The sequence below is a fragment of the Roseivirga misakiensis genome (assembly GCF_001747105.1).
Taxonomy (GTDB): Bacteria; Bacteroidota; Bacteroidia; order Cytophagales; family Cyclobacteriaceae; genus Roseivirga; species Roseivirga misakiensis.
In genome coordinates this window covers 13,818-38,444 of the sequence record NZ_MDGQ01000002.1, presented here as the reverse complement: position 1 = coordinate 38,444, position 24,627 = coordinate 13,818, and the positions used below count along the sequence as shown (strand labels likewise).

General features: G+C 40.3%; 13 protein-coding genes. 4 read left to right on the top strand and 9 right to left on the bottom strand.

Annotation, left to right across the window (positions count from 1 at the left end):
- Positions 1 to 21 precede the first annotated feature (21 nt).
- Genes BFP71_RS00160 through BFP71_RS00150 form a run of 3 tightly spaced genes read left to right on the top strand, consistent with a single transcriptional unit; the run spans position 22 to position 2,893 of the window.
- On the top strand, positions 22 to 1,239 hold the full coding sequence (locus tag BFP71_RS00160) for a 6-bladed beta-propeller (RefSeq protein WP_069833439.1): 1,218 nt from the start codon (positions 22 to 24) through the stop codon (positions 1,237 to 1,239).
- Positions 1,236 to 1,775, top strand: a complete 540-nt coding sequence (locus BFP71_RS00155; protein ID WP_069833438.1) for a hypothetical protein — start codon at positions 1,236 to 1,238, stop codon at positions 1,773 to 1,775. The genes BFP71_RS00160 and BFP71_RS00155 overlap by 4 nt, the downstream gene beginning before the upstream one ends.
- Positions 1,772 to 2,893, top strand: coding sequence for an SUMF1/EgtB/PvdO family nonheme iron enzyme (locus BFP71_RS00150; protein ID WP_069833437.1), 1,122 nt, complete (start codon positions 1,772 to 1,774; stop codon positions 2,891 to 2,893). The genes BFP71_RS00155 and BFP71_RS00150 overlap by 4 nt, the downstream gene beginning before the upstream one ends.
- Before the next feature lie 8 nt (positions 2,894 to 2,901).
- Here BFP71_RS00150 and BFP71_RS00145 read toward each other — a convergent pair whose 3' ends face one another.
- Both BFP71_RS00145 and BFP71_RS00140 read right to left on the bottom strand, forming a co-directional pair.
- Positions 2,902 to 5,973, bottom strand: a complete 3,072-nt coding sequence (locus BFP71_RS00145) for an AsmA family protein (RefSeq protein ID WP_069833436.1) — start codon at positions 5,971 to 5,973, stop codon at positions 2,902 to 2,904.
- An 85-nt stretch (positions 5,974 to 6,058) separates the two neighbouring features.
- Complete coding sequence (locus BFP71_RS00140) at positions 6,059 to 6,595, bottom strand: PepSY-associated TM helix domain-containing protein (RefSeq protein ID WP_069833435.1); 537 nt, start codon at positions 6,593 to 6,595, stop codon at positions 6,059 to 6,061.
- Between the two features lie 213 nt (positions 6,596 to 6,808).
- Here BFP71_RS00140 and BFP71_RS00135 point away from each other — a divergent pair, with 213 nt between their 5' ends.
- Positions 6,809 to 7,684: a hypothetical protein gene (locus BFP71_RS00135; protein ID WP_069833434.1), complete on the top strand. Its 876-nt coding sequence runs from the start codon at positions 6,809 to 6,811 to the stop codon at positions 7,682 to 7,684.
- 6 nt (positions 7,685 to 7,690) lie between these two features.
- Here the strand turns inward: BFP71_RS00135 and BFP71_RS00130 are convergent, their stop codons facing one another.
- From BFP71_RS00130 to BFP71_RS00100, 7 genes are all read right to left on the bottom strand, one after another.
- A complete protein-coding gene (locus tag BFP71_RS00130; RefSeq protein WP_069833433.1) occupies positions 7,691 to 9,916 on the bottom strand; it encodes an OmpA family protein in 2,226 nt (741 codons plus the stop codon).
- Between the two features lie 84 nt (positions 9,917 to 10,000).
- The gene (locus BFP71_RS00125; RefSeq protein ID WP_069833432.1) at positions 10,001 to 12,310 is read right to left on the bottom strand and encodes a patatin-like phospholipase family protein; all 2,310 of its coding nucleotides are present in this window, start codon (positions 12,308 to 12,310) and stop codon (positions 10,001 to 10,003) included.
- 59 nt (positions 12,311 to 12,369) lie between these two features.
- Positions 12,370 to 13,659: a peptidoglycan DD-metalloendopeptidase family protein gene (locus BFP71_RS00120; RefSeq protein ID WP_069833431.1), complete on the bottom strand. Its 1,290-nt coding sequence runs from the start codon at positions 13,657 to 13,659 to the stop codon at positions 12,370 to 12,372.
- 72 nt (positions 13,660 to 13,731) lie between these two features.
- Positions 13,732 to 15,927: a heavy metal translocating P-type ATPase gene (locus BFP71_RS00115; protein ID WP_069833430.1), complete on the bottom strand. Its 2,196-nt coding sequence runs from the start codon at positions 15,925 to 15,927 to the stop codon at positions 13,732 to 13,734.
- 11 nt (positions 15,928 to 15,938) lie between these two features.
- The gene (locus BFP71_RS00110) at positions 15,939 to 18,386 is read right to left on the bottom strand and encodes a protein-disulfide reductase DsbD family protein (protein WP_176723285.1); all 2,448 of its coding nucleotides are present in this window, start codon (positions 18,384 to 18,386) and stop codon (positions 15,939 to 15,941) included.
- 60 nt (positions 18,387 to 18,446) lie between these two features.
- Complete coding sequence (locus BFP71_RS00105; protein WP_069833429.1) at positions 18,447 to 19,835, bottom strand: dipeptidase; 1,389 nt, start codon at positions 19,833 to 19,835, stop codon at positions 18,447 to 18,449.
- 85 nt (positions 19,836 to 19,920) lie between these two features.
- Positions 19,921 to 24,606, bottom strand: coding sequence for a hypothetical protein (locus tag BFP71_RS00100; RefSeq protein ID WP_069833428.1), 4,686 nt, complete (start codon positions 24,604 to 24,606; stop codon positions 19,921 to 19,923).
- Positions 24,607 to 24,627 lie beyond the last annotated feature (21 nt).

Sequence of the window (24,627 nt, the reverse complement as noted above, 5' to 3'; positions counted from 1 at the left end):
GAAAATACAACTTCGAGATTCATGAAGAGACAGGCACCTTTCACGAAAAAAAGTCTTTATGATTTAGCATTCGCTGCATTGATCTTTTCGGTAATTCAAATAGTTACATCCTGTCATAATAGTCATGAGACCGAAAACTCCTACAATCAAATAATTAAGATTGACCCAAGCTTAGCCTCGAATTATCAAATCAGCCAAGTTTTCAAAGCAGTCAACTTCCTAGCGCTAGACAATAAGAATGGCTTTATTGGTTCAATTGATAAAGTCCTGTTTAAAAATGGACACTATTATGTTCTTGATAAGGATTATACCAATGGGTTATATGTTTTTAATGAAAACGGCGCTTACGTCAGGAAAATAGGTAATGAGGGTGACGGACCTACTGATTACGGAGATATAAACGATTTTACCATAGCCACAATCAAGGGCATTGAACAAGTCTGGATGCTCGACAATGCTAATAGTTATCTATCCATTTTGAAGTACGACCTTCAAGGGAAATTCTTAGCTAAAACGAAATCGACCCTAATCGCAGATTTCATCGATTACCTACCTTCAGAACACCTAATCTTTTCCACTTCGAATCAATGTAATGATACATTTTGTAATGACCTTTTTACAACCGATTTAAGTCTCAACGTAATATCCAAAACACATAAGCCAAATAAGTTTTACGAACAGTTCTGGTTTGAGCCGAATTCACCCATTTCTATCACAAATTCAACCACATCTGCCCTCTCCTATGGTCAAACTAATATAGTGAGTGTAGACCCTAGTACGGGCAAATTGGAGAATGACCTAAAGATTGACTTTGGTGAATTCGGAGTACCAAAAGATTTGCTTAAAAAGTACTTCGGTTCAATTGAAGGTTTCCTCATCAAAGCTCAGAATGAACGACTCTGTTATCATATGGATAACCTCTTTAATAATGAGACAAGCCTATTCCTTAGTTTTAAGTATGGAGCCGATCAATATTATTTTCTTCAAAATAAAGCTAGCCAGTCAAGTCTAGTTATTAAAAATATAGTTTTCGATATAGGTGTAGAACTACTACTGCCTATAAATGTGGTCGGTACGAAAGACGATACATTATTAGCTTTTCTAGACCCTCAAGAACTCTTAGATGTTTTCGAAAAGTACGGAGACAAAATCAATGAAAACGAGAGTGAACTTCAAAATCTCCTGAGTACAATTACTGAATCATCTAATCCAATAATCATGAAATTAAGTTTCCATTGAAAGTCAAACTCAACCTCCTAATTGTCTTTTTTTTATTTCTAAGCTGTTCAAATGACAGTGCGGTTAATGAGGAGTTGGCCAACCTGGAATATCATTTAAATCAGTTCATTACTCTAGATGGAGTACCTGTAAACGCGGGACTCGTTCAGAAAAATAATATTGAAGGAAACAAACTAGTTTTTGCTTTCTCAGACAGCCATTGTCTGGATTGTATATCTAAAAATATGCAGGTACTGAGTCAGATAATCAAAGAAAAGCTATTTCTTAAAACAGATATAATTTTAGTCTCAAACTTTAAAGATTCAAGACTTTTACGATCATTTATTTATCGCTTTAACCTTGACGGAATAGTTATCATTCCATACGCTGGCAAGGTCATAGAAATAGAGGATAGCCTATTTGACCAACCTACCTTTTTCTATTTAAAGACAGACCAGGCATCAGCCCATTTCTTATATCAGCCTACCCTCTTTACCACTAAATTCAGTGACTTATATCTAAGATCAATTGCCAAGAAATTTAAGCGGTCTAAATGAAAAAAATATTCATTCCTTTACTATTCATTCTCTGCAATGTGAGCTTAATCCACAGCCAGGACATACTGCTAAAAGTAGTTAATCAATCAACCAGTACCCCGATTAGTGGAGCACACATTAGCATTTTTCCTAAGGGCAGCGATTTAGTAAAGCTCAGGCTTAAGGCAATAACCGATGACCAAGGAATAGCGCTGCTACCATTTGACAGTTTAACTCTAGCCAACTCTAATTTATTATTATCCCATGTTAGCTATAAATCAAAAATAATCCGTTCTGATTCAATAGACTTTTTTGGTAAAAACCTTATTCAACTTGATGAGCATACTCGTGAACTTGGGGCCGTCGTTGTGGTATTTTCCGAACCATATATTCAAAAAGTGCTCATTCAAGTTGAAAAAACTTCTATCAATATTAATGGGACAGCTAGACAGGTAAAAGGATTTCTAATTCAGAAGAATGAGGTTACGGTTAGACAATTTAGAGAGTTTATTAGAGAGACAGATTATATCACAGAAGTTGAAGCACAAGACTTAAAAGTGTCGGTCATAGAATTACAAAATGCTACTAATAAATACTTAACAAGATTCAAGACTATAAAACAAGAGCCGTTTAAGAAAGCAAAAAAGAAGCGATTTCAAGGATGGGAACGGAAATTTCGATTAGTAGAAAAATCCGGTATTAATTGGCGACATGACGAATTCGGTGAGCTTAGGAGTGAGGCGGAAATGGATTTTCCTGTGATAAATATTACGTGGATGGACGCTAAATCTTACGCAAAATGGGCCAATATGAAACTTCCAACCCTAGAACAGTGGATAGCGAGCGCTCAGAATTCAAAAAAAGATGGCTGGCATAGAAAATTTTCCACGGGTATATTAAAAAATGTTAGTACGTCACCAGCAAACCGTCAAGGAATACAGAATCTATATGGTAATGTTTCTGAGTTTTTGGCTACCCCAATTATACTTAATGGCGAAAGGTATATTCAGACTACCGCTTTTCACTCGTTGGCCTCTGAATACACAAAAATCACCGAAACACTCTTAGTTCAAGAGCGGTCCGTGCTGAAGGACATCATCAAATATGGTTTTCGGTGTGTAAAGGATTCAATAGATTAACTCTTTGGTTAGTTATCCTTTTTCTTCTTCTTTTTAAGCAATCCTTTCAGTGCTCCTTTAGCTTTATTTTTAACCTCCTCTAATTTTTTGTCCGTGCTGTCTTTATTAAGCCCCAATTTTTCAGCTGCAAGCGCTGAAATAGAATCTTTTTGAGCCTTTAACAAGGCATCAGCTTTTAGTTTTAAGGAATCTTTCTGAGCTTCAATGACTTGTTGTGCAGTGTCTTTTGCAGCATTCACTTTATTATCAACCAAGGCTTTTGCCTCCTCTTTCTTTTCATCCACTTTATCAGATACAAGACCTGTGACAGCTCCAGTCACACTCTTTCCTTCTTCTGAACTTACACTTCTTAGAGAAAATTCAGGTTTTGAAAAAACACCGCCCATCCCTATGTTCAACGTGATATTTTCACCGACAATACTCTGCCCTCCCGTAAAGGATGAAACAAGTGAGTTTAGCTGTCCTCCTACTTTACCAGCGGGTACATCCATTTTCAAAATGTAATCGATAGACCCGTCTATTCCTGTACTTCCTGAAACTTGCGTCTGATAATCTCCAAGCTTCACATCAAATGGCTTAATGAACAACCTACCTTCTTTAATTTCAGCAGTCATTTTGATTTTATCTAAAGTAGCCGTACCAACTTTGGCCAACTTGGTCACCGATGATAGACCTGATAGTAAGTCTGAATTACCACCCAGGCTTGCTTCCAAAATTTGTATCAAACCACCACCAGTCAATGATGTATAATCAGGCATCATATCCGCTCCCAATATTCCTTTTAAGCTGAAATTAGATGTAAACTGTCCTGTCATTTTTTCAGCTACTGGTGCCATTTTTTGTACCATATCCAAGGCTTGAAATGAGGATGGAATTGAGATTTGCTTCGCTCCGAATTTAAAATCAAACGTCGGTTGATCTGGTTTGCTATCGTATTCTCCATTTACATCTACGCGACCATTCATGGCATTGAAGCCAGCGCCTTTCAGGTTTATTTTTCCTTTACTTACAACAACCTGACCCTTCATATTATTCATCTCTAGACTGTTATAGGTAACTTTCCCTACTGACGTCTGTAGATTGAATTGAACATTCTCAGGTATTCTTACTACCTCCATTGGTTGCTCATCGCCAGCTTCCGATACCGAAGTCCCTTCTTCCTCTTCGCTGATCATCCACTCACTGATCGCCAATTGATCTGCGGTTACAGACAACGCGCCCTCTAAAACTTCATCTTTCAAAGCAAAGCCTAAATAATTTGTCAATTTACCCGTCATATTGTAGCGTGTTGAACCAGCGGTTCCGCTATATTCAGAGAGTTCTATCTGTTCGTTAGTAAACTTTGCTTCTGCCTTGGAAATTGTAATCGGTTGGTCTATTCCATCTCCTTGATAATCAAAGTTCTCTAGGGTCAAGGATCCTTTTGTAGGGATTCTATTATAGCGATGCGCCTCTAGGTCACTCATTTTTCCCTTACTAGAAAGCGCTGTGGTAATTTGGCCTTTTAACTGCATCCCTTCCATCGGATAGAGTTTCATTAGCTTATCCAAATCAAGATTTCCTTGCATTTTAACATCCCATGCTAAGTTATCTGGGTTCTCAAGTGTCATGTTGGATTGAAATGGTTGCCCATCGAGCTGCATGGATATATTGTCAACGATGACCTTGGTATCTTTTAGCTGTCCACTCTGGTTGGTTATTTTTGTTTTTACCAAAAAGTCCTCGATTGGCGATGGTAGATCAGGTGTTTTGATATAGCCGTCTTTCAAATCTATAGCCACATTGAGCCTTGGAATAAGGTTCCTCAGGCTATCATAAACGCCTTCAGCTTGTGCCTGAATATCCAGCGTACCGTTCAAGTCATAGCCCTCCATCGGGAAGTAATTCATTAACTCGTTTAAGTTGAGTTTCCCTTTCATATCAGCGTTTAAGCGGTAGTCCTTCAGGTTTTCAATTAGTAGCTTCGCGTCAACTGGGTTAGACCCCATTTCAAGATGCATTTGACTTAGGTCGACTCGAGTTTCTTCAATAATTCCGGTCTTGTTCTCAACATTAAGTCGCATTTGAACATTGCTGACTGCATCTGGTAGATCGGGATATTGAAACATTCCGTTATTCACCGCTAGATTCAAGCCGAAAGCGGGCATCGTACTTTCGTTGTATGTGCCAGTAACATTCCCGTCGAATGTTAAGGTACCTTCTGACTTAAGGTCTTTAAAAGAATCGCTATAAACACCTGGTATCAAAGAAAGCAACTGCTTGAACTCCGACCTAGGCGCATTAAATTTCAAATCCATGCCAAAACCATCGTCCAAAAGGGCAAAAAAGCCATCGACGACCAACGGAAATGAATTGATTGAGATTTCATTCTCCTTAAAGGTGTACTTAGAATTCGTCAGGTCCATTGATAGTGTTGCGTCAATATCCACTGACTTATCAGTTACATAATCCGTCCCTTCGTAGTTTAGATCAATCAGGTTTAAGTCTCCTTTTGTGACGAGATCGAATATATCTGCGGCAAAATCACCTGACCCCTCGACATTTATATCCCCTAGTTGCGTAAAGAACCCGATCGTTTGATCGTAATAGACAAATTCTCCCTCTTCTATACTGAAAGATTTTATTCCGAAAGTAACTTCTGAAGCTTCTTCATCGGATGGCTCTGCCGCTACCGAAGGCTCACCTTCTTTAGCGATATCGTAATTGGCTGTGCCATCGAGCAGCGTAATGATCGTGATATCAGGCTTAACCATTTCAATGGACTTTAGGTTAATTCTGCTGCCAAATAAAACCTCTTGCAAATCGATCGAAGCGCTCAAATTAGAAACACTTAAAAGCGTATCTCCTTCAAAAACGCCTTTCCCTGTGATTCCCATGTCAGAAAGCCCCAAAGTGAAATCTGGAAAGTTCCTGAACAAATCCAAGCTCACATCCCCGAAGTAAAGCTCTGCTTCGGTGCTTTTTTCAAATTCACTAATGACCAATTCTTTGATTTTATCCTTAAAAAAAATTGGTATAAGAATAATAGCGAGTATAAGTACGCCGAATATGATTAATAATGCTTTGCCAACCTTTTTCATCAACCTCCTGTATTGTGCTTAATCGAATTTAGGAATTTATAGAAGGCTATGCGCATAACAAGGCATTCTTCAAGAAGATTTAATACTAGGAATTTTTCTTAAGGCCGCGAATCTTCTTAGGTCCCCACCAGAGCCAAAATCCCGTTACAATCAGAAAAAGTAGGCCAATTCCGAGTACATTCATGGACAGGAGTTTGAAGAAATCAGAGACGATTGACCCATCATGCAGACTTTCAATCCAATCAGAGTGTCTCTTGGCAACTGATAAAACCTTGAGCGAAGTAGCATCTACCTGTACCTCCCAACTCCCTGTATCGAAAATTACCTTAGCGATGCCTTTAGTGGGGCGATACTCAATCCGGTCTAGATTATCGGCACTTAAATTCAACGAGTCTACTGCGGCTAGCGCCACATTTGCGAGTTCCTCAACTGGCTGATAGTCGGCAATCGCTAATTGCGCTCCCTTTTGGGTTGGCGGCTGAAGTAAGTCGACATCTTTCTTCCAAGCCAAAAGAATACCAGTAATAGCACTAATGACCAAGAGTAAAGCAATACCTAAGCCTAGATAACGATGAATCTTTCTATACCCTCTTATCGACTTCGCAATTGTTCTCGTGCTCATATTCTGAATCAGTGCGCAATAAGTACAAAAAAGCATTTTGGCGCAAGTCTAAGTTTAATGTTAACATAATGTTATCTACACACATATAAATCGTTTATAGAGCTGTTTTAGGTATTAATCACTTGACATATTTGCTTTAATGTTATCTTAATGTTAACTTAATGTTATGTTGGCTTTATAGGATAGCTATAAAAGACAGTTTGTGAAGACTTGATGAAGGGAAGAATTACCATATTAACAGTGTTTTTGATCGGCCTAGAAACGTTATGTTTCGGGCAGAATGAAAATGTACCCGCCCTTGATATAAACCCAAATTCACACCCAATTAGTCGGTTCATTATCTCTGACGAAACCCAAGAAAAAGGCCTCAAATCAGTCAATGATTTTGAAGTATATGATGATTTGATCCGTAAACTTGAAGTTATTCGGGGACGGAAAAGATCAGAGAAGGCTTTTTTAAGGTCAATTTTCTACAGAGTGCACAAAAAGCTTCTTATCAATTATAGTAAGCAAGCTACCATGTCTGAGACCATGGCAACCGGAAACTTTGGTTGCCTTACTGGAACCGCCATTTATGCGCTTGTTTTATCACACTTCAATTATGATTATGAGATAATAGAACTACCAAACCATGTGTTCATAAAAATGAAGCTGAATGGGCAAGACCTAATCGTCGAATCTACTGATCCTGAAAGCGGGCTAAAAAGCATAAGCAAGGAATTGGCACAGAGCATGGAACAAATTGGCTTTGATCCACGTAAGCTACCAATGTTAACCACTGTAGGCGAAGGAAGTGTAGATGAGTGGGACTTATTTGAAGGACATGTTAAGATCAACCTTCAAGAATTAGCGGGACTCCAATACTTTAACGAGTCGGTTCGCTACTACATTCAAGAAGAATATGTAAAGTCGATGGAGATGATCTCAGCAGCCTATGAGCGCTACCCATCAAAAAGAAATGAGAAGCTTATGCAATTAGTTATCAATAAAATATTGAAATACGATCAGATTAAAGAGGAGCTTAAAAACAAGTACCTAAAACAATACATCACACGAGTAAAAAAGCAGAAAATTAGCCAAACAAAGTAAGCTCCGCTAGTCCAGCTCCAATATTTGAAACTCTACCCGTCGATTTAAGGCCCGCCCTGCCCTTGTGTAATTAGTAGCAATCGGATACTTTTCACCGTACCACACAAATCGTAATCTTTCAGAACTAATACCCAAAGAGGCCATCGCTCCTTTCACTGCTTCCACTCTTCGTTTCGAAAGCCTTATGTTATAATCATCCGTTCCATAGGCATCAGTATGTCCTGAAAGTTCCACAATCGCATTCGGATAATCATTCATAAACTCCGCCAGATTGCGTATTTCAATCCAGGATTCGGGTTTCAGCACGGCCAGATCGAAATCAAAGAATACATTTTTAATGATAAAGGATTGCCCAGGAACCGCTTTGACAATTTGTGGTGATATTGGCAACTGAGGTAGCTGAACTCCACTGATTACAGCATTTGGACTTAAATCTGGTAATCCAAGTTCGCGCCGTTGAGCATTGAGAATTTCGAAAGTATCTCTTTTTAATTCAGGCAGCGCTAGGGTAATAGCGACAGCTTTGATAACATCTTCTGGTACCTCGATTGGTTGTCCAAGATCTAATCGTGTACTATCAATATCAAGTCTATCGAGGTTGACAGCGTATACGTTCAGGTCGGAAATATCTAATAAGTCGATCGTTGACCCTACTGGAATAAAGCCTGGAATTACCGCTTTGTAACTATAGATTTCATCTGCTGGTAATTCAATACAGTAGTTACCATTGGCATCTGTTCTTACACGACCTACCTCAACTCCATCTCTGAGTCTAGAAAATACAACTTCGGAATCCAGCGCATCGCCGTTGTCGGGGTCAGTAATTTTTCCGCAAAGCGTAACAAGCCTCAGTTGTCTTGTTACCAATGGAAGCGTTAAAGAGTGAATATCTAAGTCGTTACCTTCTACTTCGCGACAGAAGTACCCAAAAGAACCATCTTTTGGCAAGAAGAGGAACATATCATCTTCTTCTGAATTAATCACCGGACCCAAGTTCTCTGGCTCGGTCCAACTCTTCCAAGAGTTATCTAAACGACGGGTCATAAACAAGTCTTTTCTACCATAGCCACTATGCCCGTTAGAAGAGAATATAAGTGTCTTTTTATCCGGCATTAAGAAAGGGCCTTCTTCCTCACCAGCTGTATTAATAATTGGTCCCATACTGATCGGTTCGGTCCATAAACCATCTCTTTGTAGGAAACTTACATACAAATCTCTTTGCCCTTCGGTGCCTCTTCCTTCCTCGGAAATTATCAGCACTTCACTATCTGTAGTTATACCAAAGTTTACGTTCTCATGGACATTCAAATCATTGTATATCCGCATGTTTTGTGGATATGTCCAAGTTGTTTTGTTAAGTCTTCGGCTTTTAGAAATTCCGTAATTCATTCGACCAGATAGGTACTCGTTTCCTAAAACTATGTACTCCTCGTCTTCTTGTAAAAACCCACTGATGAAGTTAGGATCAAGGTTATTGAGTGGTTCACCAATGTTTAGTCCGAGCGACCAATCTTGTGTAATGTTATCAAAATCTGAATACCAGATATCTTCAAGATCATCAAGGCCTCCAACGTTACCTTCATGACCACGACGGCTATAATAAAGTGTTTTTCCATCTCTTGTAAGGAGTGGTTTAATTTCTCGCTTGTCACTGTTAATCAAGTCGTTTAAGCGATAAACTTGAAGCTTGGTATTGATATCAGGCATTAAGTTAATTTTAGCCTGAATAGGTTCTTTTCCATTGGAGACTCCTATACAATCGATATCCGAAAAACCATCTACTGCAGCGCCTTCTATGACGATTTTGAGTTCTTTGACGTTATAATCTGTCTCATCGATGAATATTCTAAACATTCGCCAAAGCTCCCGAATCGGACCTGGGTCTTGTTCAAAAACCAAATACTCATTACCATCTGGATCGTAAGCATAGACTTTTGAGATAGCTCCAGGATTGTAGGTTTCACCGATAGCTATTTGTTCAATTGGCATCGGCAGATCGAATTCTACCTTAATGAACTCTTGCGTATTTGGCTTATATGGCCTCCAAGCATTTGGGTTATCACCGCCACTTGGTAGAATATTAGGTTTCAAAAGGGCTTGTCGAGCTGAATGCTCTAGTTCCGTAAATTCTGATGACGCCTCTACCACCCGTGTTGCCCATTGAACGGTTGTCTGTGCCATTGCAGTTTGAATTACTGCACTGAAAATGAGTAGTCTGAATATATGCTTCATCAATGAAGAGAGTACTTAAACGTATGGCAAGAAGCCTTAATCTCCTTGCTAAATTAAACTTATAGTCTAGGTAATCTAATCCAATTAGTGAGATTTACGCTCAAAGATAAGATAACCGAACGATAACATCAGACCAAAAGGCACATTATTCTGTTCTATGTAGTTCAGCCTTAGACTTATCGGCCCTGGTAAGGTGTTATAAACCAACGCCGCCATTCCCAAAAATGATATTGAATCGAATCCTGTTTTTACTAGCGCCTCTTGATTTGGTCCTTCAAGTATTTGTTCAAATGGGCTATAGGCATAGAGTTCTAGCCTCATCTCTAGTGATCTTTTCGGTCTCCATATTTGCCTTATTCCTGCCCCTAAAAATCCTGGAGCACGATAATTTTCCAAAAAGTAGGTTTTAGAATCAAATAATGGCTCAAAAACTGGTAGATACATTTGACTCCCTCTGTAATTATAGAGCCTATCAAATGTGGAGTACTGTGCATTGAACATCCAACCGAAAGTGTATGTCTTGCTTACTTCAAAATATTCATCAAAGCCAACGTCAAGTGCTAGCCAATTCGCATTTCTCGATAGTTCAGTTGGTGCGTTTGGATTGAAAATTATTGATGTAGTCCCTGGGCTGTAGTTTAATGACCCATTAAAATACTTAGCCGAAGCATAGAAACGTGTACCGGAAGAGGGAAACTGCTTTTTATTGAGACTGTTTCGTTCATAAGCTACTTCGGTAACGAATGAAGTTAAATCCAATTTATCTAGCACATCGTTGGAAGAAACAACATTAGTATTTCCATACTCATCGGTATTTCTTATAAATCTGGTGTTTAAAGTAATTACGCTTCTACTTCCTGTACCAATGCCTAATGTAGAACCAATGCTCCTATCAATACGATTCACTACAATTGGCTCCACATCTTTATCGAGGACATCGCCAGTGTTGAAATAGTCCCAATGATTGAATGTAAAACTAGGCTCTAGAAACAATCTATTCTTTGGGTTCATATTGAACCTTGTTCCAAAATTGACTGCCTCATAAAACCTACCCGTCGAAAGTCTCAACTTATAGGTATTTAGCTTTCTCTTAAACGAGTTCAGTTTAGCTCCTAGTTGTAATACGCTGACTTGTCTTGTGGCTATGTTTCCGCCAAAATCCAAAGTCAAAGCATTTTTGGCCGTTGGTTTCAGGTATAACCCAAAGACAAAATGGCCCGCTACTTTATCAAAAGAAAAACTTGGGTATACATTTTTAAAATACGGCTCGGATACCAGTTGAAAATAGGACTTTCGAACGTAAGCCAGGTCCTTTTTACCCTCTTCAAAATTGATTAACCTACGAACAAATTTTTTCTGCTCATTATCAAAACCGTGTAGTTCAAGTGCCCCAAACTCCATTGGTAAAAAGGACTGCTTTAAGGCTTTCCTTCTGGAGTTGACCGTAGATTTACTCATAACCCTACTGACCTTCTGTTTAAGCTGTGCTATTTTATTTTGAGTAGCCTCATATCCGATATCAACTAATGTTCCTGCCTTATCGAAATCCAGCGCAGTATAACTCTCTACATTAGGCTCTATATAGACATCTTGATCTCTTAATTCTTCAGGGTCCGAGCGATCTAAAAACATGAATAAGAGTGCATTATTAATAACTTCTTCATCCGTATCATATGGATAAGACTTATCCTTTTTAGTGGCCACATTAGAACCAATAATCATATCTGGTTTATACTCATCTAACATGATATCTACTGGGAAATTATTATAGATACCACCATCAAAGAGGTATTGGTTATTGTACTTTATAGGCCTGTAGAAGAAAGGAACAGCCATGGAAGCTCTTACGGCTTGCATCAATGAGCCAGAGTCTAGGGCGACTGCCTTTTGGGTAAAAACATCGGCTGTTACGGATTTAAATGGTATGAAGAGGCTATCAAAATCAAACTTCGCCTGCTGAGCTGCTTGTGTTAAATACTCATTCAACACGAAATTGATAATCAAGTCATTGGCCAAAGGCGTATTGAAACTAGCTCTAGACTTTTCGTCTATGATCAAATCCAAGCTTAGCCATGAGGCGTTGTCCTCAGCCTTTGTGTAATTATATTGATACTTCTCGGTAGATGTTCCATTCATCCAGTGCTGAAATTCTGGACTACGGACAATAGCCTCCATTTCTTCTGGACTAAAACCTGCGGCGTAGAGCGCACCAACTACGGCACCCATCGAGGTTCCAACTATATAATCTATAGGTATTTCATTTTCCTCGAGGGCCTTTATCACTCCGATATGGGCACTCCCTTTGGCTCCACCACCACTCAATACCAGCCCAACACGCTGTGCTGACATAGTGACGGTCAACAACATTAATCCTATAGAAGCTAGCGTCTTCATATTGGAAAAGGGAAGTGAAAAATAACGGTTTCTTCCGCTTAATAAGCTTTTATAAAAAATTACCGATTGCTTGCGCTTACAGACTTATCGGACCAAGTATTTGGTATATCCTCAAGTCTTTTGTCCATCAAACTCATCAGTGCACTAAAGCGCACCAACTCATCAGTTGGTAAAGGTTTTTCAGCAGGTAGTTTCTCTTTTAAGAAGTCTACTTGCTTTCCTCTTTTCCAAAAACGGAAGCATAAATGGTTACCCGTACTACTTCCTGTACTACCTACATAACCAATTGTTTGTCCTTTTCTAACCCGCTGACCAAGCTTAAACTTGCCAAAGCGGTTCATGTGCAAATAACCTGTAGTGTAAGTGCCGTTGTGTTTAATCTTAATATAGTTTCCGTTAGGCCGAGTGAAGCCTCTGGCCACAATCACGCCATCAGCAGCGGCTTTTATTGGTGTATTTTTACTGGCTGCGAAGTCGGTACCTAAATGCGGTTTTACTCTTCCGTACATCTTTAGGTATCTGGCTGGGTTATAACGTGAAGAAATTCTAGAAAACTCTACTGGATATCTTAAGAACGCCTTTTGAACGCTTTCACCGGCTTCATCAAAATACTCTAGGCCATCACCCATATCATAACCATAGGCCATGTAATCATTTTTGATATGATTGAACTGAGCACTGATGATTTTACCTATTCCAACTGACTTTCCATCGACTATTCTGTCCTCGTAGATAATCTTAAACCAATCCCCCTTTCGGAGCGTTCTTGGGTCTATTTGCCAGCCAAAAATATCAGCCATCGCGTTAACTAAAGCAGGAGAGCCTCCCTCGGCTCGGATAGAGTGATCTAATGTTTGACTGATCACACCAGCCATAGTTCGTTCTCTTATTTCTATTTCGCGTAACTCTCTAAATACGCCTAACGAGTCCGTAAGCTGGTAAACGACATATTCTAAATCGTTGGGTTCATAAACAAAATAGGAGGCTTTTTTGAAAGAATCATCGGTGTAGAAAACCGTGTATTTTTTGTTAGTCACCAGATTTCTGACGCTGAATACATCTCGCGAAATCTTGTCCATGTTAAAGATATCCTGTCGACTAATGTTGTATGGAAGAAGAATATCTGCAAATGTCTGATTTCGCTTTATTCTCCCCTCTTGGGTTTTAAACAAATCGACTGGGATGCCATACTTGAATAATGGTTCGCCTTCAGCTGCTTCTTCCACCAGGGTTTCCTCAGGAAAAACCTCGCTATCCTCAAAGTTTGATGAGGAAGGAGTGAGTATGTATACTAGGGTGAAAGTGGCAATCAGAGCAACTCCGATAATAGCGACCAAACGTTTGTTCATGAATAACTTTTTTGCCTTAACGCGAAAATAACATTTTTAAGGTGTAAAACATTCAAAAAAAGCTTTATCCCACTATTTAGCAGCTTTTAGCCTTAAACTATTCAGCACTACACTTAACGAAGAGAAGGCCATGGCCGCCCCAGCAAGCATTGGGTTTAGCGTGAAACCGTTGATTGGTATAAGTACCCCTGCAGCAATAGGAATTGCAATTAGGTTGTATATAAATGCCCAAAAAAGGTTTTGATTCATCGTTCTGACCGTTTTCCTAGAAATATTGATCAGTGTGAGAATTTTAGAGAGGTCTCCGCGAATCAATGTTACATCCGCACTTTGCATGGCCACATCGGTTCCAGTACCCATGGCGATACTTAAATCTGCTTCGGCAAGTGCTGGCGCGTCATTTATTCCATCACCCGCAAAACCTGTCACTTCCTTTTGCTTTGAGGCAGAAACCAAGTGTGCCTTATCTTGAGGCAATAATCGTGCATGATAGGAATCGACACCCGTTTCATGTGCCACTGCCGCCACTGCCGCTTCATGATCGCCCGAAAGAATCTCAGTTTTAATGCCTTTTCTTTTTAAGGCTTCTATAAAACTCGGCGCAGTAGATTTTACGTTGTCTTTCAAACCAAACATGGCCAACAGCGTCTTATTCTCCCAAAATAAAACAATGCTTAAGCCTCTCTCTTTCATTTGGTTCAAATCCTGCAACTGTGGCTTGGTTAAATCGCTATCAATATTTTTAGCGCCAGAAACAGTATACTCTTTACCGTCTAAAGTGGTTTTTAACCCTATACCCGGTAGTGTCTCCACAGCTTTCATCATAAATGGAAAAAGCTGATAGTTTTCACTTAAATGATTGACTATGGTCAATGCCATTGGGTGCGATGAGCTTGATTCAAGACCATTTAAAATGCTGAGTATTTCTAATGACTGTTCCTCATTGAAATAGGTTTTAGCGGAAGTTACTTCAAGGTTTCCTTTCGAAACCGTCCCGGTCTTATCCAAAAACAGCCGTGTCATTTTCTGTGCTTTCTCTAGGGCTAAAGCACTTTTTATCAGAATCCCTTGCCGTGCAGCCTTACCTATGCCTACCATAATGGCTGTAGGAGTTGCTAAACCCAAGGCACACGGACAGGCAATGATCAGCACGTTAAAAGTGTTTACAAAAGCCAAACCAACGGAGGTTTCTGGGACTAAAAAATACCAAACACAAAATGTCCCAACAGCCAACAGCAAAACGATCGGTACGAAAACCGAGGCTATCTTATCGGCAAGTTGCTGCGCTGGTGCTTTCGTTCCCATTGCGTCAGATACAAGTTTAATAATCTGACCCAAAACTGTATCCGCACCAAGGCGTTCGGCAGTCATTTGTACCAAACCTGTGTGGTTAATCGTACCCGCTTTAACTTCATCACCAGCTCCTCTTTCCAAAGGAATGGACTCTCCAGTAAGCATGCTTTCATCTACTGTGGTAGTACCTTCCACAATCACACCATCGACAGGAAAACGTTCGCCTGCTTTCACTAAAAGCGTGTCCCCCAGTACTACTTCTTCCAAATTAATGGTTTCAGTTGCGCCATTGTTTACTCTCACCACATGATTTACCTTGAGCTTATACAGGCTTTCTATGGCATCACTCGTTTTTCGTTTAGCTTTTTCCTCCAAAAACTTACCTAATAGGATAAATGCAATAATAACAGCAGCTGATTCATAATAAACATGCGGCACAACTCCTTGAGAAGCGATCCAGCTGGGGAAAAACGTGGTGACGAGACTGAATACAAAAGCCGCCCCTGTCCCTGAGGCAATGAGTGTATCCATATTCGCGTGAATTCTGATTAATTGCCGAAAAGCGCTTTTATAAAACCTTATGCCTGACCAAAATAAAACAGGGATTGTCAGGCCAAGAAGTAGAAATTCTTTGAATTGAAAATCGCCAACAAACATAGAAAGCACTACTATGACGATCGTTAGCGGTAGGGCGATAAGTAGATCTGCTTTGAGCTTTCGGAGTTCTTGATTTTGGTCATTGGCTCCGTTTTCTTGATCTAAAATTAGGTCATAACCTGCTTTTTTTACGGCTTTTCTGACCTTGGAAAGTTTTGTGTTGTCCGAAAGCTCAAGATGTACAGCATGCGTTGCGTAGTTCACATGGGCAGATTGAACACCTTCTTCTTTGTTAATGGCTTTCTCAACTGTGCTCGCACATGCGGCGCAGGTCATACCTTGAACAGGGAGTGTATATGAATTGGTCGTTTCATTCATATACCGGTAGCTTATCGTTTCGCAAATTCGGCTTTCGCCTCGTCTAAGAAATTGATGAAATTATCGACGTCTGGGTCATAGGATAAGGGGGAGACGAGCGGTTGCTCATCATTATCGAGTAATACGTAATAGGGCTGAGCATTTCCGTTAAATCGAACGATCTGGAAATCGAAATTCTGCTTACCGATCGTTTTTTTGACTTTATTGTCGAAAGTAGAGGTATACCATTCGTTTTCGGGAAGTTTGGTCTTGTCATCCACATAGATCGCCACGACCACGAAATCTTCTTTGAGCCTTTTTAATACTTCTTGATCCGACCATACATTCTGCTCCATTTTTCTACAATTCACACAGCCGTGGCCCGTGAAATCTATGAAAAGCGGCTTTTTTACAGATTTGGCAAAAGCGATCGCCTGGTCGTAATCGAAAAATCCTTTAAGGCCATGCGGCAACTCAAGAAAGTCGGCATATTTCACTTCTCCTTTAAATCCTTTGGGTGCTACATCCACTTTACCTTCAAACTCTGCCAGTCCTAAGGCTTCTTGAAATGAGAAATCCGTACTTTTCTCTGGCGGTAAATATCCTGCTAGGGCATTTAATGGGGCATTTCCAAATCCTTGGAACAGGTATACTGAAAAGGCAATGCTATAAGCGGCTACCACCAGTGCGACTGGCTTCAATCGTCTTTCTTTACTATCGTGCGGAAAGCTGATCACTCCCAATAGATACAGCGCCAACAGTACGGCCAGCACAAACCATATGGCTATGTAAACTTCTCGATCTAACAAACCCCAATGGTAAGCTTGATCGGCCACGCTTAAAAACTTGAAGCCTAGGCCTAGTTCTATAAATCCTAAAACCACTTTTACCGAGTTTAGCCAGCCACCCGACTTAGGTAGGTCCTTTAGCATACCTGGGAAAAAGGCAAAAATTGTAAATGGTATGGCAAAGGCTGAAGAAAAGCCTAGCATCCCTACGACTGGTTTGATCACTTCTCCTTGAAAGGACTGAATCAAGACCGTTCCTACAATGGGACCCGTACAAGAAAATGACACCAATACCAGCGTAAATGCCATAAAAAAGACACCTAGAAAACCTCCTTTTTCTGCCTTTTTATCCATTTTATTGATAAAACCTGTCGGCAGATTGATTTCAAAATAACCAAAAAATGAAATGGCAAAAATGACAAAAACCAAGAAGAAGATAATGTTCGCGATGGCCCCTGTCGCTAGATCATTGGCTAGGCCTACTCCGAAAAAACTTGTAAATACTAAACCGATCAGTATGTATATGGCAATAATTGAAAGGCCATAACTCAATGCTTTAATTTTTGCCTGCCCTTTTGATTGTGAGTTGTTGGTAAAAAACGCAACTGTCATTGGTATCATTGGGAAAACACATGGGGTGAGCAGTGCGGCTAATCCAAAAAGGAAAGCGCCTATAAAAAACCCCCAAAGCGAGCTGCCGCTATCGGCGTTCAATAGTTCGCTGTAGTCTTCCGAAGCGGAAATAGTGGTTTCTGAAGAAGTGCTATTGCCGCCAGCAGTTTTTAAGAAGCTAAAATCAAGCGTATCATCACCCTGAACACATAGTTTTGTTACATCTGAACAGGTCTGAAAGGAAATCTCACCTGCTATATTCAAATCATCACTCAAGACTTTAATACGTTGCCGAAATTGTCCTTTTCCCGTGAAATAAGTGATCTCTGCTTGCCATGCCTCCTCATATTTCTTCTTTGGATTTATAGGAATCAAATCGCCGATTACCTCAAATGTACCGTTCTCTTCAAACTCAATAGTCGTTGGGATTGGCCCAACACCTTCTTCGATATCACTGGAGTATAAGTACCAATCATCAACAATTTCCACATCTAATATGAGGTCTATTTCATCTCCAGCTTTAACGGTTTCTTGACTGGCGCTGTAAAACCATTTTGTCCTTTTGTCTATGCGCTGACCTAATTGGATCGGTTTAGGGGCGCGCTGCTTTTCGACCACGCTGATAAATGAAAAATCGACGTCTTGGTAACCTGGGATACATAGGCCATTGACGTCGGTACAGGTTTGAAAAGAAAGCTCTCCAGCAATATCTAGGTCTTTTTTAAGAACTTTAATCCGCTGTCTGAACTCACCTTCTCCCGTAAAATAGGTGACATCTGCCTTCCAAATATCGTCGTACTTTTTCTTGGCTTTGATGGGGATTAGATCACCTATAATTTCAAAAGACTCACTTTCTTCAAAGGTAATCTCGGTCGGCATCGGCCCGACATCCTCTTCAAGGTCACTTGAATAGAGGTACCAGTCATCGATTATTTTAACCTTGAAAATTAGCTCAATTTCGTCACCAACACTTACCTGCTTTTTATTTGCATCGAAGGTCCATTCAGTAGTCTGTTTAAACTGACTAAAGCTATCTATGCTTATAAATACTAAGATGAGTAAAAAGAGGTATTTTTTCATGGCCATTTTATGAACGCATTCTTCTTGGTTAAGATTCAATCCATTTTAATGAAATTCAACCTAGTCCTGCATGTCTGCAAAGTTTTGAAAAAAGAGTGGGATCGTCTCTATTCCTTTGAAGTAGTTAAACAATCCATAATGCTCATTTGGCGAATGAATGGCATCTGAGTCTAAACCGAATCCCATGAGCACGGTTTTCGATCCCAAAATTTGTTCAAAAAGCGCCACAATCGGGATACTGCCTCCACCCCTAAAAGGAATAGGCTCCTTGCCAAATGTGGTTTCCATTGCTTTGGCCGCGGCCTGGTAAGCTACAGAATCTGTTGGTGTTACAGCCGGCTGACCTCCGTGGTGCGGAGTCACTTTCACGCTGACTGACTCTGGCGCGATCGATTTAAAGTGCTCTTCGAATAGTTTAGTGATTTTATCAGGATCTTGGTTCGGTACCAAACGCATAGATATTTTCGCATATGCTTTTGAAGCGATCACCGTTTTGGCGCCTTCTCCAGTGTAGCCTCCCCAAATACCGTTGACATCGAGAGTCGGTCTAATAGAAGCGCGTTCCATGGTATTGTATCCAGTTTCCCCTTCTATGTCACTAAGACCAATTGAGTCTTTAAACTCGCTTAGCTTAAAAGGTGCTTTTGCCATGGCCGCGCGTTCTTCAGCTGAGAGCTCTACTACATCGTTGTAGAACCCTAAAATGTTGATCCTTTGGTTATCATCCTTGAGGGAAGCGATCATTTCAGCTAAAATATTGATCGGATTAGGTACAGCTCCACCATAAAGCCCTGAGTGTAAATCTCTATTTGGACCCGTTACTTCTACTTCTACATAACTTAGGCCCCTTAGTCCGACAGTAATCGACGGAACATCGTTTGCAATTATTCCTGTATCAGAAACTAAGACTATATCGGCCTTGACCATTTCCTTATTCTCTTCTAAGAAAATACCCAAGTTATCCGAACCAACTTCTTCTTCTCCCTCAATGATGAATTTAATATTACAAGTCAAAGCACCGGTAGCCATCATGGTCTCAAAGGCTTTGATGTGCATGTACATCTGGCCTTTGTCGTCGCAAGCACCACGTGCGAAAATGGCACCATCCGGGTGTAATTCTGTCTCTTTGATTACGGGTTCAAACGGTGGCGAGTCCCATAATTCATAGGGATCGGCAGGTTGGACGTCATAATGCCCATATACCAAAACCGTCGGTGCATCTTCACTAACCATTTTCTCTCCGTAGACGATCGGGTGGCCAGCAGTTTCGCAGATTTCTGCCTTATCCGCACCAGCAGAGATTAATTTCTCTTGAATAAATGTAGCGGCTTTCCGAACATCGTCCTTGAATTTACTGTCAGCAGAAACTGATGGTATTCTCAAGAGGTCTAATAGTTCGTTTAAAAATCGGTCTTTGTTGGATTCTATATAGTTATTGATCGCCGTCATGCATTTAGATTTTGAAGCAATTTACTTGAAAAACTGCCAAAGTGCGAATGCCTTTACGGATAATCAATTGGCGGTAGTAGTAGGGCTAAAAGCCATCGCCTGTAACGGCTTTTTTCTTCTTGAGCGTTTGACTAGACTCTGTGGACATGAGCAATTTGTAAGGCTCATCAATCCCATAGTATAGTTTTCGGAAATCTCTCGCCCAATTACTGATTTGAGGTATACTACCTAACGATACTTTAAACGACCCAATTTGAGTTTTACCTTTATTTGTATTCAGTACCGTGGCATTATAAATCTCATTTGAAGAGAACGAGGTAAAGCTAAAACCATCATAATTAAAGAAATACCAAGTTCCATCGGTCATTTGAAGTAAAATGGTAATGATGTCGCCCTCTCTAGTTTTGCGAACTTCTATAAATCCTTGCAGTTCCATATTCAAATCGATATTCGAGACATTGGAGACACCAATCGGTCCTTCGCTGTAAAAGGAATTGGTTTGTTTAGACCATTTCATGTGCACATTGGAAATCACAAGGTCTTTGATCAACTCTCCGTTTGGCGAAGCTGTAGCCAAAGGAATTGGAACTGTGCCATAGCTTTCGTCCCATTCACGGGTGGCATCATCTCCGATAAACTCAGCAACTCGGTAAATAAGCTCCGATCGATCTGATAAAGCTCTCGTAACCCCTAAGTTCTCTGCCATATCCGTTAAGTTTTGGCCAATGGCTGCCAGACCTTCCACTGGCAACCCAAAAGAGAGCACAAACATAGCATCCAGATCAAATTCCATCGATTCTAAGTTTCCGTCTCCCTTACCTGAAGCTTGCACATTCGTGCCTTTTGGGCCCGCTAGAAAGTTTAGTCGACCTTCAAAAGTTACATCTTGGGTACTTTCTTGATACGAAAACATGCTGCCAGCATAGTTTAGCTCTGGGTTTTGAGACTTTGCAGGATTTTCGATTTTATATGCTCCTCGATCATTGTCATAAAATAGGTTACCTCCTCTTGGTACAAAAAAGTCATCGTCAGCAGGATCACGTTTTTCAGTGATAAATGACATATATGGATTTCTACGGCTATCGAAATGCAACCCAGCATTTAATGGCGACCCTTCACGTGTTACGGCTTGATCGAATGGAATAACAACTTCTTCTACATCGTCATTTGACGCGTGTTCTATCCAAACATTTCGCTCCGATAATTTCTGAAGATCTAGTTTAACGGCTCCATTTAGTTCGAGCGCTTTTTTGTAGGCATACATGGTAAGCTCTCCTTCATATATAAACCCTGGAGAAATCACTACTTCTTGCGAAGCTAAAACTCTCCCCGAAGATTTTGTGTGAGGGCCATGGACCTCATCATTTTCTACAAACTGAAACTGATCGAATTGTATTGAAAAAGTATCGGCTTGGGCATTGACTAACTCGTAAGTTCCTTGGCCTCTAAACTGAGTTCTCGATAGAATTTCTACTTCTGCATTGAATATCCTGTGGTAGGCATTGGCTGTATCAATTAGGATAACTGCGTTTTCGAGCTTTTCAATTCGCGAATTTTCTAATATCGTTAATTCATTTCCCTGTGGCGTAATTTTGGCATCGGCTACTTTAATGAATGGGATTCCCTTTACATTTAATTCCTTCTTCTCAATATCGTAGAAGCCAGCCGTAGCACTAAAGGCCAATGAATCGAGTCGTTTATTTGTCGAGTAAAAGAACGATTGTTCGATGGGTACACTTTCAGGTTTAGTCATGGTCACGGACTTCTGATTTACATCCCAAAGTGCCGTTGGTATAGAGGTTTTAAATTGTGCAAACGGAAATTCTAAAGATGCTTCTCCGGCAATTCCCGGTTCAATTGTCGCTAGGGCATTGTCAACATCAAAATTTACATTGGAGTTACTAGTCGTCAATATGGGTTTGCGGGTATTTGGGGCCGCCAAGGTGAATTCCGTGTGCCTAGATTTAAATGAATCTGCGTTAAATGAAATAGAGTCTGATGTAAGTTTCGCACCATTAATTTCCATTTCGCCTGCACCAAATAGGCCTACTTTTCTTAAGACCATTTCCCCCCTCAGCTGGGCCTGATTGTCAAATATTTGGAAAGGTTTCTTGAATTCCAGGTTTTTTAAGACCATACTATCGCGCTTAGCCAAGAAGTTCATATCATAAGCCTCCAAACTCATGGACGGAAAGGAAACGGTATCAACAATACCTCTTGTAAGGGTCGCCTTAATACCTTTTGGTGCTACTAAGGAATCTAAGAATAGGGTGGCTCGTTCTTGGGTAAATGTACCCGTCAAATACTCTATATTTCCTGGTGTAGACAATCCGTTTTCATCCATCTTCAGATCTCCATAAAGTCGCGCCCCTTGGCTGTAGAGGTTATAACCACTATCTGGGATAGCATGCTGAAAACCAAAACTCTTATCCTTCATAAGTTTTAAGCTCTCCTCGAATACGGGTAAAATTCCACCTGAATAGAAGGTTCCTTGGAAGGCGTATTTGGAGGGGTCTGCGTCGGCTACACTGTCCAAAACAAATGGCGGTACATCAAAGTAAACGGTACTGTCGTAGGCTCCTTTTAGAACGTCCTTTTTACCAAAATACACGTTGGCACTTTTGGTTGATGAAAAGATGGGATATTCGGGTAGTGATCTGAAAGCGGATTTATTATCAGGTTCATTAATTAAAATCTTCCCTGATGTTCCAACTAGTTTATTGCTCAATTCTTCTCGCTGGCCTCTTTCATTAATCACTTGTAGTTTAATGGAATCAATCTTTTCCATATTCACTAAAAAACTGTCATATCTAAACCTAAAATTGGTTCCGTTGAATTGGAAGTTTCCAGCATTTAGTGATCCGTTAAACTCAATATCTCTGTTTTTCAAAACACGCATTACTCCGTCTTCAGGTGCAATAAGAACATCTAAGGAATCGCTAACTACGAACCGCTGAACGCCTCTTACTGTTAAAACAGAATCTTTGAAACTCATGGTGGCGTTCGGTGCATTATCAATAATCGAAGGAATTAGAATATCGTCGTAATTGGGGTCTTTTCTACCTGCCGCTGCATAGTGATAGCCTTTTTCGAGTACTTCTACTCTACCCGTAAGCCGATCGAATTTGACCATACCTCGTGACATCAACAATTCCATGGTCTTTTTCACAAGTGATTCGTCCAAGTTCTTATCGCGAGCCATTTGGCTGGTATAAAAAACATCTCCCTTAGCATTTTCGGCCATATTTACCGCCATCAGTAAGGGGTGGAAATTGAATATTTGGGCTAAGTCCTCAAACTTTGCATTGCTATAAAAGTCTTTCGACTCAAGCATCAAAGGAACATCGGCACGAGCGGAGTTAATCGCAAAGTTGAGGGAGTCGGAGTTGAGGTCCCAACTTAACGCGTCACCGGAGATATCCATGTTGTAATATGAAGACCTGAACGGGGTAGTTTTGTAGCCTTTTACACTCGTTTCAAGTTGTAGTAGATCTTTCTCATAGTCGTAGTCAAATTCTACTGCTGGATGATATACGGAGTCCGACATATGATATATAGTCAGCTCAGCATCTTTTGAAGAAACTGTAGAATCATTATTGTTAAAAGTGAAGTCCTTACTGCGTGCTGTAAAACGCTTAACTCCGTCAATTGTACCCGTAATAACGGCTGTTTCCTCATAAAGTGATCGAGAATAGAAATCAAGCCCTTCGTAATTTATACCTCCTTTGAATGTTATTTTTTCTGATCCTAGCCCTTTAATTGGTGTATTTGCATTATAAGAAACGAATCTCGGGTAGGTTCCTCTTTCGTTTCTTGACGGACGAATGTTTAGGTATAATTCTCCACCGATTGGACTCTCTATTTTGGCAGGTTGATTAAATAGAACGTCTTCAAACTTGAACGACCGTTGGTTTACTGCTAACTCATAGTTTCTAAGTCGCACCTTCATCTCGCTCTGCGGCATACCTAAATCAGACCAATCAACGAGTCCATCTTGGCCGATAAAGACATTTTTGTCGAACCTGAAATATCCTGATGTTCCTTCAATTACGGCGGTATCCGTAGTGCTTGCCAATACCAAATCTCCTTTTATTAGGTGAATTACTTGGCCAAACTCTTTGAATTGCTCGGGCAACTCTTCTGTCATTGGGTCTCTTGGTTTTGGCTCAGGCGCTTTATACCCTGCTTTTGACCTTGCTAAGGCCTCTTCGACGGTCAGATTCGAACTTGATTTTACAACCAAGACCTCGTCGTTCTGCGTACCATCTTCATTGAGTAATACCTGATAAGTAGCATTTCTAAAGTATACAGATTGGTAGCGATCGGTATATATGGCTGTATCTTTCATAAAGCCATGGAGCGTTTTGAGATAAGCTAAAAATTTCACCCGATTAAATTGCTCCGACGCCCCTCTGATCGCGTGGGATAGGTTCTTCATTTGCTCTCCATCAAACTTGTGTTTCTCTTTGGCAAATTGAATGGCTTCAAAAAGGTCACGCAGATCGTAGCGAACCCGAATTCTCATAGCCTCTAATTTGAGAAGACTGATCTTGAAATCTTCTTTCACCTCTGGTGAAAAACGGCCTTGTCGGTAGTTTTCTATAAAGAATTTATATTCTGGGGCAAAGTCAGCAACATCGTTATCTTTTAAGATTGCCTTTACGTTTGGCGTTAATTCAACAGGGGCTGAGGGGGTGTCTTGTGAATGGAGAGAACCACACAAAAAAAAGAGTACGAATATCCCGAAGATGAACTTTTGACCAGTAAGCATATCAGATGAAATCTTCCTTGA